Source organism: Sneathiella glossodoripedis JCM 23214 (assembly GCF_000616095.1).
In the GTDB taxonomy this organism is placed as follows: domain Bacteria; phylum Pseudomonadota; class Alphaproteobacteria; order Sneathiellales; family Sneathiellaceae; genus Sneathiella; species Sneathiella glossodoripedis.
In genome coordinates, this window is the sequence record NZ_BAMS01000004.1 from 212,032 (window position 1) to 226,395 (window position 14,364).

Consider the following 14,364-nt stretch of genomic DNA (forward strand, 5'->3'; position numbering starts at 1 on the left):
GCGATTTAAAGAAATTCGATCAGCGCTGATCGAACGTCCGCAGCCTTTTCGATCATCTGCATATGACCGCAGTCTTTCAGCATGACGGTCTTCTGCCCATCGATAGCAGCAATGAGCTTTTGCGCCGCGCGGGGCATGGTCATCATGTCTTTATCGCCGAGGATAAACAGCGCTGGTGCCTTCAGATTTTGGGCGGCTTCAAATCCACCGTCATATCCGGCGCAGATGGATAGCCCTTTATAAAGGGTGTCCTTACCGGATTTTTCCACAACCCTGAGCGCATTTCCAATCATCCAAAGTCCGGGAACCTCTGCTGCTCCGCGGTGAGAGGGGCGGGCATGGGACCAGTCGATCATCATCTGATAGGCTGCTGGATCATTTTCACGTGCCTTTTGTAAAAAGGCCTCCCCAACCATCATGGGATAGGCAATGCCGATCATGACAACTGCACTGACGCGGTCTTGATAGCGCCCCGCTGCAGAAAGCGCGGTTAGCGCCCCCATGCTATGTCCAACAAGTGCAGCCTCTTTAAGCTCCATCGCATCCATAAAGGCAATGACACTGTCTGCCAGCTCATCGATGGAAGCGGGGATTTCGCCGCCGCTCTTACCGTGGCCAACAAGATCCAGCGCAAAGACGTTAAAACCGTGATGGGCCATATATCGACTTTGCAGGGCCCAGGCTGTGTGGTCCATGGCCGCACCATGCAGAAACAGGATTGTCGGCTGGCTCGGATCAAATTCTCTGCCGCCAGTTGCCGCAAAAATCTTTGTGTTATTTACTGTCACATACATGCCAAGCTTCCTTATGCCGCAGACTGTTTTTCAGCGACTTTTGCCGCAGCCCTGAGGCCGAGTTTCAAATCCTTGATCAGATCATCAGCATCTTCAATACCCACTGACAGGCGGATCATTCCTTCTGAAATGCCCGCATTCTTGAGGGCTTGCGCATCCATTTGCTGATGTGTTGTCGAGGCAGGGTGAATGACGAGGCTTTTGGCATCGCCCACATTCGCCAGATGAGAGAAAATCTGCAACTGTCCGATAAACGCCTTGCCAGCTTCGCGGCCACCTTTGACAGTGAAACTGAAAATGGACGCAGCCCTTTGGCAGCAGTTCCTTGGCCAGTTCATGATCGGGATGGGTTGGAAGCTCGGGGTAAGATACAGTTTCAACTGCATCATGCGTGTTCAGGAATTCAATAACTTTACGGGCATTGGCGACATGCTTTTCCATGCGCACGGAAAGTGTTTCCACACCCTGTAGAATTTGAAAGGAATTTGTCGGGCTGATGCAGGCGCCGAAATCACGAATACCTTCTGTGCGGGCTCTCATTAAAAAGGCAAGCGGGCCAAATTCTTCCTCATAGCGAATGCCATGATATCCCTCATAAGGTTCTGTCAGAGTTGGGAATTTTCCGCTTTTCTCCCAGTCAAAACGTCCGCCATCAATCAGGGCGCCGCCCATGGCGATCCCATGCCCGCCCAGAAATTTGGTTGCGGAATGCATCACCAGATCTGCACCCAGATCCAATGGCCGGCACAGATATGGCGTTGCAAAAGTATTGTCGATCAACAGCGGAATATCGGCAGCATGTGCGATATCGGCAAGCGCAGGGATGTTGGTCACTTCCAGCCCGGGGTTGCCCAGTGTTTCCGAAATGACGAGCCGCGTATTGTCCTGAATGGCGTCCTTGAACGCGTCAAGGTCTCGTGGATTGACAAAGGTTGTTTCAATACCAAATCGCGGCATTGTATGTTTCAGAAAATTATAGGTTCCCCCATAAACGGATTGACTGCAGACGATATGCGATCCGGCACTCATCAGTGTCACGATCGCCAGATGCATTGCCGCATGACCTGATGCGGTACAGATCGCACCAACACCGCCTTCAAGACTGGCAAGTCTTTCTTCTAAAACGGCCGTTGTCGGGTTGGATAGCCGCGAATAAATATGACCCGTAGTCTCCAGATTAAACAGGGATGCGGCGTGATCGGCATCCTTGAATACATAGGATGTGGTTTGATAAATAGGGACGGCTCGGGCACCCGTGATGGGGTCAACCTCTTGCCCTGCATGAAGGCTCAGCGTATCAAATTTAAGAAAATTGGGGTCAGCCATTACACGTTTCCAGTCGTTATTTGAATTTAGCCAGAAGCTATAACGACAGATGCAAATGGTCCAGTTGTATCTTGAGTGGATAACCTGTTTTTGGGGCTGTAGGGGAGGCTGGAATTAAATGAGGGGGCTGCCGATTAAAGCGCCCCCTTCAATTTTTTTGATACCTCAACCTGTCAGACTTGACCTGTTGCGAAAGATAAAACTCTGAATCCCAAAAAGAGTCAATACGCCCTGTGACAAAAAGTCACAAAAAATAGAAAATATATTTCTTGACTCTAGTAAAACGGGGCAAAAAAAGAGCCGCCATAAAGGCGGCTCAAGTCAACAGGGAGGCGTCAAACAGATTGGATGAGATCCAATCAGCAACCCTGACGCGGGCTGCTAAAACATAATTTAGGTGGATTTTATTAAATTACAATTAACGAATACAAGAAAATTTGCGGATAAGGGGTCAGTTAAACCAGAGTATCCGCAGCTCTCTTACTTGAGGGAAGAAAATTTAATATATTTTCCAATAAGTTAATTCTTGAAGAACTGCTCTGCGCTTGCCTGCGCGGACTGTTTTTTCTTTATAATATTTTCGACATTTTTTATCTCATCGCGCAATTCCGCCACATATTCCTGTAATTCTTCCACGGACATATCGGAAAAAGACCGCCCTTCATGGTGTAAAATCGGGAAATCATCCTCTTCACTTGCCATTCCGTAATTCCTCCATATGTTAAGGGCCTGCGACCTTCTCGGCAGGTATTGTGTAACCTATTCCTGTTCATATAAGAAGGGGGTAGAGAATCAAAAAGTAATAATTCATCCCCGGAGGATCCGATGACAGCAGTGCCCACAACAATGACGGCCATTGAAATCAAGGAATTTGGTGGACCGGACAATCTTGTTCCCGCGACCCGCCCTGTTCCCGAGCCACAAAATGACGAAGTTTTGATCAAGGTTGAGGCCGCTGGTGTGAACCGTCCGGATGTGTTGCAGCGCATGGGGGGGTATGCACCGCCTCCCGGCGCGTCAGATATTCCGGGACTTGAAGTTGCCGGTACCGTTGTCAAAGCGGGCAGCGGAGTTCAGAAATTCAAGGTTGGGGATCGGGTTTGCGCACTGGTCGCCGGTGGTGGATATGCTGAATATTGCGTGGCCCCCTGGGCGCAATGTCTTTCCGTTCCTGATGGATATGACATGATCAAGCCGCTGCCGTGCCAGAGACCTATTTTACCGTTTGGACCAATGTGTTTGACCGCGGTGGCCTTCAGGGCGGGGAAACTTTCCTTGTGCATGGCGGTGCCAGCGGCATTGGAACAACAGCTATTCAGCTCGCCCGGGCACAGGTGCGCGTGTCTTTACCACTGCCTCCACCGATGAAAAATGCCGCCAGATAGAAGAGTTGGGGGCTGAGCGGGCCATCAACTACAAGAGCGAGGATTTCGTTGCTGTCACTCAGGAACTGACTGAGGGGCGGGGCGTTGATCTGATTCTTGATATGGTCGGCGGCGATTATATCCAGCGGAATATTTCGGCTGCCGCTGTTGAAGGGCGGATTGTTTATATCGCCTTTTTGGGTGGCCCCAAAGTCGAGGTCAATTTTGCTCCCATCATGCTCAAGCGTTTGAAACTGACAGGCTCTACGTTGCGGCCTCAGTCAATTCAGGCTAAAGCGGATATTGCAAATAGTCTGGAGGAGAAAGTCTGGCCGTTATTGAACGCCGGGACTGTTTCCCCCATTATCGACAGTGTTTTTCCGCTGGAAAAAGCAAATGAAGCGCATAAGAGGATTGATGATTCCGCACATATTGGTAAAATCATGCTCGAAGTTAGTTGATCTGTAGCGACAGACCCTAGACTTTAGCTAAGATTTCATCCATATATACGGACAAGAATTATGTGGTGTGGCTGTTACGACAGCCACCATTTAAGGAGATATTATGTCATCACCGTTGATGCCAGTAGCAACAGCCGTTTGGCTTATTGACAACACCAGTCTGACTTTCAAGCAGGTTGGTGAATTTTGTGCGATGCACCCGGCGCAGGTTCAGGGCATAGCAGATGGCGAAGTCTCGGTCGGCATTGTGGGACGTGACCCTGTGGCCAATGGTGAATTGACACAGGAAGAAATTGACCGCTGCCAGAATGATCCGAACGCGCGCTTGCAGCTTAGCAATCCTGTGGGTGATGTCCCTCAGCCCCGCCGTCGCGGTGGTCGCTATACACCTGTTTCGCGCCGGGGTGATCGTCCCGATGCCATTGCATGGTTGATTAAATTCCATCCGGAATTGCCAGATTCAAAAATTGGCAAATTGCTGGGGACGACAAAAACCACAATTACCGCTGTGCGTGACAAGACGCATTGGAACAGTCAGAACATCAAGCCTCGTGATCCGGTCAGCCTTGGTATCTGCACGCAGATGGAACTGGATGAGACAGTGAAAGCTTTCTCTCACCTGCGTAATGAAGGTGACACGGATAAGCTTATGGAAGAGGTTGCAGCTTCTGTTGCAGCTGATGCTGCGTCTGTACCGCTGACGGCGTACGAGCGTAAAAAACAGGAAATGCAGCGCGAAGAAACCTATGATCATCGCGCCGAGGCTGAAGCTGTCTTCGGTAAATCTTCCGAAACCGAGGAAGAGCCAGAAGTCTCCAAAACTCAGGCTGTTAAGAATTTTGAAGATTTGTTCAAATCCAAAGACTGATCTGCTGGAATTTAAAGGTTCCTGATACCTGATTGAAAGCCGCTGCAAATCGCAGCGGCTTTTTTGTTTTGGATCATTGAACAGGCTGCAAATTACGGGCATGATGTGCCAAAAATAATCAAGAGTTTTTGGAGGAAGTCCGGGCATGCCAACTTATGAAGAAGATTACGCACGATCACTTTCCGACCCGGAAGGGTTCTGGGGGCAGGCAGCCGAAGAAATCAGCTGGTCGCGAAAATGGGATCGCGTGCTCAATAATGACAACGCTCCCTTTACCAGGTGGTTTGAAGGGGCTGAGCTCAATACCTGCTATAACTGTCTGGATCGTCATGTGGAAAACGGGCGCGCAGATCAATATGCCCTGATTTATGATAGCCCCGTAACCGGGCAGGTGAAAAAATTCACCTACGCCGAACTTACGGAGCTGGTCGCCAGATTTGCAGGTGGACTTGCGAAACTGGGGATATCAAAAGGGGACCGGGTCATTATCTATATGCCTATGGTTCCCGAAGCGGCCATCGCCATGCTGGCCTGTGCGCGTCTGGGGGCTATTCATTCCGTAGTGTTCGGCGGATTCGCTGCCAGTGAACTGGCAACGCGAATTGATGATGCAAAACCGGTTGCCATCATTGCGGGATCCTGCGGGCTGGAGCCGGGCCGGATTGTCGAATATAAGCCTTTGCTCGATAAGGCGATTGAACTTGCAACTCATAAACCCAAGAACTGTGTGATTTTACAACGGGAACAGGCAAAGGCCGCCTTGGTCGGCGGTCGGGACCATGACTGGCAGGAAGTTGCATCCAGTTCCGATCCTGTAGGTTGCGTCAACGTGGCTGCAACAGACCCCTTATATGTTCTTTATACGTCCGGGACTACAGGCGTGCCAAAGGGGGTTGTGCGCGATAACGGCGGACATGCAGTGGCTCTGAAATGGTCCATGAAGCATGTTTATGACGTGGATCCGGGAGATGTGTTCTGGGCGGCCTCTGATGTGGGCTGGGTTGTTGGACATTCCTATATCGTTTATGCCCCTCTGCTTCACGGGGCGACAACCATTCTATTCGAAGGCAAACCTGTTGGAACACCCGATGCCGGTACATTCTGGCGTGTTATTCAGGACCATAATGTATCCGTACTCTTTACCGCTCCCACTGCGTTTCGCGCCATAAAGCAGCAGGATCCTCGCGGTGAGCTTGTTGGCAACTATGATCTCAGTCATTTTAAAACGCTGTTTCTCGCAGGTGAGCGCGCTGATCCGGACACAATTGTCTGGGCGCAGGATACATTGAAAGTTCCTGTACTGGATCACTGGTGGCAGACGGAAACCGGTTGGCCCATGGGGGCAAACTGCGCGGGCTATGGCATAAAACCGGTCAAGCTGGGAAGTCCGACCCACGCCGTTGCTGGCTATGATATTCGAATTATAGACGAAGCTGACGGGGCAACTGAAATGCCCGCCGGCGAAATTGGCTCCATCGCAGTTAAACTTCCCCTGCCGCCGGGTGCATTGCCCACGCTTTGGCAAAATGACGAAGGTTTCCTCAAATCTTACATGTCTGACATTCCCGGTTATTACAAAACTGGTGATGCCGGTTTTATCGACGAAGATGGCTATCTGTTCATCATGGCCAGAACTGATGACATCATTAATGTCGCGGGGCACAGACTGTCCACCGGGGGCATGGAAGAGGTTTTGGCGGGTCATCCAGATGTCGCGGAATGTGCGGTCATTGGCGTCTCTGACAAGCTCAAAGGGCAGTTGCCGGTGGGATTTGTTGTCCTCAATGCTGGGGTTAGCCGCAGCGATGCTGACATATGCAAAGAATTGGTCCAGCTTGTTCGGGAAAAAATCGGCCCTGTCGCCGCATTCAAGGAAGCTGCCGTTGTTAAAAGGCTGCCCAAAACCCGCTCCGGGAAAATTCTCAGGGGCATCATGCGTAAAATTGCAGATAACGAGCCTTACCGTGAACCTGCGACCATAGATGATCCGGCTATTTTGGGCGAAATAACCGAGGCTCTTTCGACGATTGGTTATCCAAAATCCTGATAATTTGCGAATCATCCGCTGCAATTGGCGGGGTTTTGATCCGCAGTGAATTAGATTCGGGCAGGTGGGAAAATATTACCCATCTGTCCGAAATTCTGTAAAAATCAATAAATTAAATGGTTAATTCCCCAAATAATGTTTGCTGTCAAACTACATTAAGTTGACAGGGCATGTCTGAAATTTGCATAAATATTACTAATTAACGAAACGTTAACCTTTTCAAATCGCAAAGGGGGCGCCGACCTGAAATCACATGGGTTGGTGATGAAAATATGAAATTACTTCTCAAATCGCTGTTGGTTGCCGCTGGTGCCGCCGTGCTGTTCGCAGCGCCCGCGTCCGCCGTCACATATAATGCCACAGCTATCTATGCAGATATCGGAACCCGCACCGACGGTGATGACAATCAGGCAGGGCGGGATAATCCTTCCAATGCCCTTGGCGCTTCAGATGGTGATTTTTGGAGCATGGGGCGGGGCGGTATTTCCGTTTTCGCATTTAACCCACCGGGCAGCTTTAACGAAGCAGTTATGACCATCGAGGAAACTTATAACTGTAACAGCGTGAACGGCAGCGGTAACTGCAGCAATTACGCTGAAAATGCTGAACTCTATGTGTATAGCGGTGCAGCAGTTGATTTTACACCTTATGAAGATGGTACTTTCGGTCCCAACAATGAAACTGTCTATGATCTGGATAGCTGGTTTGCAAGCCTGGGCTTAACTATGCTGGATACAATCGGCAACGGTGAAGCAAATGAAAATTTTGGAGGATACTCCTATGACCTTTCGGGGCTTGGCGGATCGTATCTTTATGTAATCCTGCGGGATGCCTCAAACTCACCGGATGGTTTCGATGTCAAAAGCGTCTCCGTTTCTGTTGTTCCTCTGCCACCTGCTGTTGCCCTGTTCGGTGCGGCCCTTGGCATGATGGGGTGGGTTGCTCGTCGCAAACGCAAGGCGTTGGCGGCGTAACGCCCCTGCCTTAACGACAAAAGACAAGAAAAACGGCGCTGATTTTAGTCAGCGCCGTTTTTTGATTCCTAAATTCAGATCGTAGTCGGGATTTAGATATATTTCACATCCAGAACTTCATAGGCTTTCGATCCGCCGGGAGTTGTCACTTCGACACTGTCACCCTGTTCTTTGTTCAGCAACGCGCGTGCAAGCGGCGCTTTGAGAGAGAGCAGACCCTCTTCGATATTGCTTTCGTCTTCACCAACGATCTGATACGTGATTTCTTCATCTGTATCTTCATCGACCAGCAAAACAGTCGCGCCAAATTTAATTTGCTTGCCTGAAATGGCCGATACGTCAATGATTTCACTGCGGCCGAGCTTGTCTTCAAGCTCTGCAATGCGTCCTTCAATTAGGGACTGCTGTTCCTTGGCTGCGTGATATTCAGCGTTCTCCGACAGATCACCATGTTCGCGCGCTGTGGCAATCGCCTGAATAACCTGTGGCCGGGCGTTCCCTTTTAAATTTTTCAGTTCTGCTTCCAGCTTAGCATGACCAGCTGCGGTAATAGGTAGTCTTTCCATCAAAATCTCTCAATGCGTCGTTACGCAATAAATAACCAATGAAGCCCGGAAAATCCGGGCATCATTCTCTCAACAATCTTCTTTCAAGCTAATTAGAATAGGATTGAAGTGGGTTAACTTCAAGGGCTCCTGTCTTAATTTTCTCAATTGCCATTGCAGAAGCGCGTGCACCGGCAATTGTTGTTGAGTATGGCGTCTTCATAACAAGCGCTGTATGGCGGATGTCGTAACTGTCTTTTAGCGCCTGAACACCCTCTGTTGTATTGATGACCATGCAATGTCGCCATTCTTCATCAAATCCACAATATTGGGTCGGCCTTCCATGACTTTGTTGACCTGCTCAACCTTCAAACCCTGCTCCTGCAGGTAGTTGGCTGTGCCAGTGGTGGATACAATTTCAAAGCCAAGCTCCAGCAGTTTTTCCGCCACGTCTTTAACAAGCTCTTTATCCAGATCCTTGACCGAGATAAACACCTTGCCTTCGGTTGGAAGTTTCACGCCAGCAGCCAGCTGTGATTTGAGGAATGCGGACGCAAAATCCTTGTCGATCCCCATTACCTCACCGGTGGAGCGCATTTCTGGCCCCAGAATAACATCCACGCCGGGGAAGCGGTTGAACGGGAAGACAGCCTCTTTCACAGTGACATGTTTAAGTTGCGTGTCTTTGAGATTGAAATCGGTGAGTTTCTCGCCTGCCATGATTCTAGCAGCAATTTTGGCAATCGGATAATCAATACTTTTCGCAACAAAGGGAACCGTACGGCTGGCGCGCGGATTAACCTCCAGAATGTAAACAGTACCATCTTTGACCGCAAACTGGACATTCATAAGGCCGATCACATTGAGCTCAAGAGCCAAAGCCCGTGACTGACGGCGAATTTCTTCGATCACATCCTCCGCCAAAGTATAGGGCGGAAGGGCACAGGCACTGTCACCGGAATGGATGCCCGCTTCTTCAATATGCTCCATGATGCCTGCAACGAAAACATCCTTGCCATCTGACAGGCAGTCAACATCCACTTCGATAGCATTTTGCAGATAGCCGTCCACCAGAACCGGTGTATCGCCTGAAACCTGCACAGCTTCGCGCATGTAGCGGTCCAGTTGATCTTCGCTGCGAACAATTTCCATTGCCCGGCCACCCAACACGTAGGAGGGGCGAACAACAACCGGATACCCGATCCGATTGGCAATTTCGAAGGCTTCTTCAACTGATCTGGCAATTCCGTTTTCAGGCTGGATCAGTTCAAGCTTGTGCAGCAGCTGCTGGAAGCGTTCACGATCTTCTGCCAGGTCAATCGCATCAGGCGAGGTTCCCAGAATTGGAATGCCAGCAGTTTCAAGTCCTGCCGCCAGTTTGAGCGGTGTTTGCCCGCCGAACTGGACGATCACACCATGCAGGGTGCCTTTGCTCTGTTCTTTCTTCAGAACAGCCAGCGTGTCCTCAACGGTCAGCGGCTCAAAATACAGGCGGTCAGATGTGTCATAATCGGTTGAAACCGTTTCCGGGTTGCAGTTGATCATGATGGTTTCATAGCCGGCTTCTTCCATTGCGTAAGCGGCATGCACACAGCAATAGTCAAACTCGATGCCCTGTCCGATACGGTTGGGGCCGCCCCCTAGAATGGCGACTTTTTTGCGCTCTGTAGGCTCGGATTCGCAAACAGGCGTGTCCCATTCATTACCTTCATATGTTGAATACAGGTATGGGGTCTGCGATGTAAATTCACCGGCGCAGGTATCAATCCGCTTATAAACCGGAACAATGCCCAATTCTTCACGCTTTGCCGCTACTTCAGCAGCGCTAAGGCCGGAGAGTTTCGCCAGTCTCTCATCAGAGAAACCCATTTTCTTGAGCGTCAGCAGGCCACCTTTGTTTGTCGGCAGACCTTTTTCACGCACTGCGTTTTCCATCTTCACCAGTGTTTCAATCTGGCGCAGGAACCACGGCTCATATTTGCTGGAGCGGTGAATGTCTTCCAGCGACAGGCCGCGCCGGAAAGCCTCGGCAATATTGAGCAGGCGATTTGGGGTGGCTTTGGTCAGCAGGTTCTGGATTTCCTGCGGATCGTCACTCATTTCCTGTTCATCAAGGCCGCTTAATCCGGTCTCCAGTGACCGCAGGGCTTTTTGCAGGGACTCTGTAAATGTCCGGCCAACAGCCATGGCTTCGCCCACGGATTTCATCGCAGTTCCAAGGGAGGCTTCTGCGCCTGGGAATTTTTCGAATGTAAAACGGGGGATCTTTGTGACCACATAATCGATGGTCGGCTCGAAGGAGGCAGGTGTGACCCCTGTGATGTCATTATCCAGCTCGTCCAGCGTGTAGCCGACAGCCAGTTTGGCCGCGATCTTCGCGATGGGAAAACCGGTCGCTTTGGACGCAAGGGCGCTTGAGCGCGAAACCCTTGGGTTCATTTCAATAATGATCAGGCGTCCATTTTCCGGGTTGACTGCAAACTGCACGTTAGAGCCACCGGTCTCCACACCGATTTCGCGCAACACCGCGATCGATGCATTCCGCATGATCTGGTATTCCTTGTCGGTCAGCGTCAGGGCCGGGGCAACCGTAATGGAGTCGCCGGTATGAACGCCCATTGGGTCCACATTCTCGATGGAGCAGATGATAATGCAGTTGTCCGCCTTGTCGCGCACAACTTCCATTTCATATTCTTTCCAGCCAACGATGCTCTCTTCGATCAGTACTTCTGTCGTGGGGGAGGCATCCAGACCTGATGAGACGATGGTCTCAAACTCTTCCTTGTTATAGGCGATCCCGCCGCCGGTTCCGCCCATGGTGAATGACGGGCGAATGATACAGGGCAGGTGCACATCTTCAAGGGCGTTCCAGGCTTCTTCCATGGAATGGGCAATGCGGCTGATCGGCATATCCAGTCCGATTTTCTGCATCGCGCTTCTGAATTTGTCCCGGTCTTCCGCTTTTTCGATGGCTTCACGATTGGCGCCGATCAGTTGGACATTCAGCCGCTCAAGTGTTCCGCGATCATCCAGTGCCAGTGCCGTGTTGAGCGCTGTTTGTCCGCCCATGGTTGGCAGCAGCGCATCGGGGCGCTCCTTTTCGAGGATTTTTTCAACAACTTCCGGTGTGATCGGTTCCACATAGGTGGCATCCGCAAGGCCCGGATCCGTCATGATCGTAGCCGGGTTGGAATTGACCAGAATGACTCGGTAACCCTCTTCTTTAAGCGCTTTGACCGCCTGCGTTCCCGAATAGTCGAACTCACAGGCCTGACCGATAATGATCGGGCCTGCGCCAATTATCATAATGGACTGGATATCGTCGCGTTTAGGCATGGGCATCCACCAAATCTACAAAGCGTTTGAATAAATAGTAACTGTCTTGCGGGCCGGGGCTGGCTTCCGGGTGATACTGCACCGAGAAAACAGGCTTGTCTTTGAGGGCAATTCCCTCCACCACACCGTCAAACAGGGATTTATGAGTCTCTATAACTCCCTCTGGCAGTGTTTCGCGCTTGACCACAAATCCGTGGTTCTGCGAGGTGATCTCTACCTTGCCGGTCGTCAGATCCTTCACAGGCTGGTTAGCGCCGCGGTGGCCTTGCTGCATTTTCATTGTCTGTGCACCCAAGGCAATCGCCAGCATCTGGTGACCCAGACAGATCCCGAATGTCGGAATGCCGCTATCCACGCATTTGCGAATAACCGGAACGGCATATTCGCCTGTCGCAGCCGGATCACCGGGGCCATTGGCGAGGAAAATACCATCCGGTTTGTGGGACATGATGTCTTCAAAACTGGATGTGGCCGGAACCACCGTGATGGAGCAGCCGTGAGAGGCAAGACAGCGCAAAATGTTTTTCTTCACACCGTAGTCTACTGCCACAATATGCCGCTTGGCCGATTGCAGCTTCCCGTAACCGCTTTCAATGCTCCAGCTGGTCTCGCTCCATTCGTAAGGCTCCTTGCAGGAGACTTCTTTGGCAAGATCCATGCCTTCAAGGCCGGGCCATTCAGCAGCTTTTTTCTTCAGCGCTTCCAGATCAAACTCGCCATTTTCGTTATGGGCAATCACGCCGTTCGGGGCGCCCAGTTCGCGAATAACATGCGTAAGGCGGCGGGTATCAATTCCTGAAATCCCGATCAGATCCCGCTCGATCAACCATTTATTCAGATGATCTGCAGCCCGCCAGTTGGCCGGGTCGGTCACATCCGCGCGCACGATCAGACCATTTGCCGCACTGCCTGAGGTTTCCACATCCTCGTCATTAAATCCGACATTTCCGATATGCGGGAATGTGAATGTAATGAGCTGGCCTGCAAATGAGGGGTCTGTCAGGCTTTCCTGATAACCGGTCATCGAGGTGTTAAAGCAGACTTCACCAGTTGTTTCACCTGTTTTGCCAATTCCAAAGCCGTGAAAAACCGATCCGTCACCAAGCACAAGCACCGCGGTTGCTGTCCGGGCCTCGTGCAAATCTGGAGTATAAAGTGATTTAGACATGCCTTTAGGGACCCCTTGCACTAAGTGCTGGGCCGCAATCCTTCTGCCAATATGAATATTGACGCGGGAACATAGGGTATAGACTGGCACTCGTCAAGTTCTTAGTTGTAAAATTTTTCTTTTAAAATCAATGACTTAGATAAAAAATTTGGTTTGCTTAATTTGCCCTGTTGCGGTACTATGGCCGCTTTCCTTGGCGACAATATAAGTGATTATGCTACGTACCCAATTAAAAGATTCTCTAAAAGATGCAATGAAATCAAAGGATAAGCGTAAAATTTCAACGCTTAGACTTATTCTTGCCACTCTCCATGACCGTGATCTTGCTGCGCGCGAGAAGGGTTCGGATGAAGGAATCAGCGAAGATGAGATTCTTCAGATGTTGACGACCATGGTCCGCCAGCGAAAGGATTCCATCAAGGCCTATGAAGAAGGTGGGCGTGTCGACCTCGCCGCGGCGGAGCAGGAAGAAATTGATGTCATCTCCGAATATCTTCCCAAACAGTTTGACGAAGCGGAGATGAAATCGGCAATCAGGGAGACTATTGCGGATATCGGCGCAGAAGGCCTTAAAGATATGGGTAAAACCATGGGCGCGCTGAAAAGCAAATATGCCGGCCGGATGGATTTTGCAAAAGCGAGCGCGCTTGTGAAGTCCGAGCTGGGGGCTTAAGGTAGATCTCCTTCGCGTGTGGAGCTTTCGGTTTTTGGACGTGTAGGGAACACAGATGGCATTTCCGCCGCAATTTTTGGATGAGATACGAAACCGGGTCAGCCTTGTCGAGTTAATCGGCAGGAAAACCAAACTCGTGCGCAAGGGCCGTGAACATAGCGGCCTGTGTCCCTTCCATAATGAAAAAACGCCGTCCTTCACCGTCAACGAAGAAAAGGGCTTTTATCACTGTTTTGGCTGCGGGGCTCACGGTGATCAGGTCGAATTTGTCAAGCAGACCGAAGGGGTCACTTTTCCCGAAGCGATTGAACGACTGGCGGCACTCGCGGGCATGCAGATGCCGGTTGAGAGACCGGAGGAGCGACAGCGGCAGAATCAGGCCGCCACCTTGCATGAGGTGATGGAAAAGGCCGCTGAGTGGTTCGCAGGGCAGCTGAACTCGCAGGCGGGCAGTCACGCCCGCAGCTATATTCAACAGCGTGAACTGTCAAATCAGGCGGTCAGTCATTTTCGGCTGGGCTATGCACCCAACTCCCGCACGGCCTTGAAAGAAGCCCTGCTGGCCCGGGGGATTTCCGAAGCGCTCATGCTGGAGGCAGGGCTGCTGATAAAGCCCGATGATGGGCGGGACAGCTATGACGCTTTCGCGATCGCCTGATGTTTCCAATAGCGGATCGTCAGGGGCGTGTGATTGCGTTCGGGGGCAGGGCGTTGGGCGATGCACCTGCCAAATATCTGAACTCTCCTGATACGCCTCTTTTTCACAAAGGGCGCGTTCTTTACAATATGGCTGGTGCCAGAAGTCACG

General features: G+C 50.9%; 8 protein-coding genes and 4 pseudogenes. 6 read left to right on the forward strand and 6 right to left on the reverse strand.

The features are described from left to right. Positions 1-5: 5 nt before the first annotated feature. The 3 genes and pseudogenes from JCM23214_RS15610 to JCM23214_RS15620 all read right to left on the reverse strand — a co-directional run bounded on the left by JCM23214_RS15610 (position 6) and on the right by JCM23214_RS15620 (position 2,822). Positions 6-794, reverse strand: a complete 789-nt coding sequence (locus JCM23214_RS15610; RefSeq protein ID WP_025899750.1) for an alpha/beta fold hydrolase — start codon at positions 792-794, stop codon at positions 6-8. Positions 795-805: 11 nt separating this feature from the next. Beyond that, positions 806-2,120: pseudogene (locus JCM23214_RS21325) on the reverse strand (O-acetylhomoserine aminocarboxypropyltransferase). A gap of 519 nt (positions 2,121-2,639) precedes the next feature. After that, positions 2,640-2,822 (reverse strand): DUF1192 domain-containing protein, encoded by a 183-nt coding sequence (locus JCM23214_RS15620; RefSeq protein ID WP_025899751.1) that lies wholly within the window; start codon positions 2,820-2,822, stop codon positions 2,640-2,642. A gap of 144 nt (positions 2,823-2,966) precedes the next feature. Here JCM23214_RS15620 and JCM23214_RS26835 point away from each other — a divergent pair. From JCM23214_RS26835 to JCM23214_RS15640, 4 genes and pseudogenes are all read left to right on the forward strand, one after another. After that, positions 2,967-3,945: pseudogene (locus tag JCM23214_RS26835) on the forward strand (NAD(P)H-quinone oxidoreductase). A 103-nt stretch (positions 3,946-4,048) separates the two neighbouring features. Beyond that, a complete protein-coding gene (locus JCM23214_RS21335; protein ID WP_025899752.1) occupies positions 4,049-4,813 on the forward strand; it encodes a DUF1013 domain-containing protein in 765 nt (254 codons plus the stop codon). Between the two features lie 145 nt (positions 4,814-4,958). Next, entirely contained in the window at positions 4,959-6,860 is a 1,902-nt protein-coding gene (locus JCM23214_RS15635) for a propionyl-CoA synthetase (RefSeq protein WP_025899753.1), read from the forward strand. A gap of 272 nt (positions 6,861-7,132) precedes the next feature. Then, the gene (locus tag JCM23214_RS15640) at positions 7,133-7,834 is read left to right on the forward strand and encodes a hypothetical protein (protein WP_025899754.1); all 702 of its coding nucleotides are present in this window, start codon (positions 7,133-7,135) and stop codon (positions 7,832-7,834) included. Between the two features lie 92 nt (positions 7,835-7,926). Here JCM23214_RS15640 and greA read toward each other — a convergent pair whose 3' ends face one another. The 3 genes and pseudogenes from greA to carA form a co-directional block, all read right to left on the reverse strand. Further along, positions 7,927-8,400, reverse strand: coding sequence for a transcription elongation factor GreA (gene greA / locus JCM23214_RS15645; RefSeq protein ID WP_025899755.1), 474 nt, complete (start codon positions 8,398-8,400; stop codon positions 7,927-7,929). 88 nt (positions 8,401-8,488) lie between these two features. Then, a pseudogene (carB, locus tag JCM23214_RS21340) lies at positions 8,489-11,715 on the reverse strand (carbamoyl-phosphate synthase large subunit). Next, on the reverse strand, positions 11,708-12,883 hold the full coding sequence (gene carA / locus JCM23214_RS15655) for a glutamine-hydrolyzing carbamoyl-phosphate synthase small subunit (protein ID WP_025899756.1): 1,176 nt from the start codon (positions 12,881-12,883) through the stop codon (positions 11,708-11,710). Before carA ends, carB begins: the two are co-directional and overlap by 8 nt. A 214-nt stretch (positions 12,884-13,097) precedes the next feature. Between carA and JCM23214_RS15660 the strand changes: the two genes are divergently transcribed. Next, positions 13,098-13,556: a GatB/YqeY domain-containing protein gene (locus tag JCM23214_RS15660; RefSeq protein WP_025899757.1), complete on the forward strand. Its 459-nt coding sequence runs from the start codon at positions 13,098-13,100 to the stop codon at positions 13,554-13,556. A gap of 55 nt (positions 13,557-13,611) precedes the next feature. Further along, a pseudogene (gene dnaG / locus JCM23214_RS21345) lies at positions 13,612-14,364 on the forward strand (DNA primase); the annotation flags it as partial.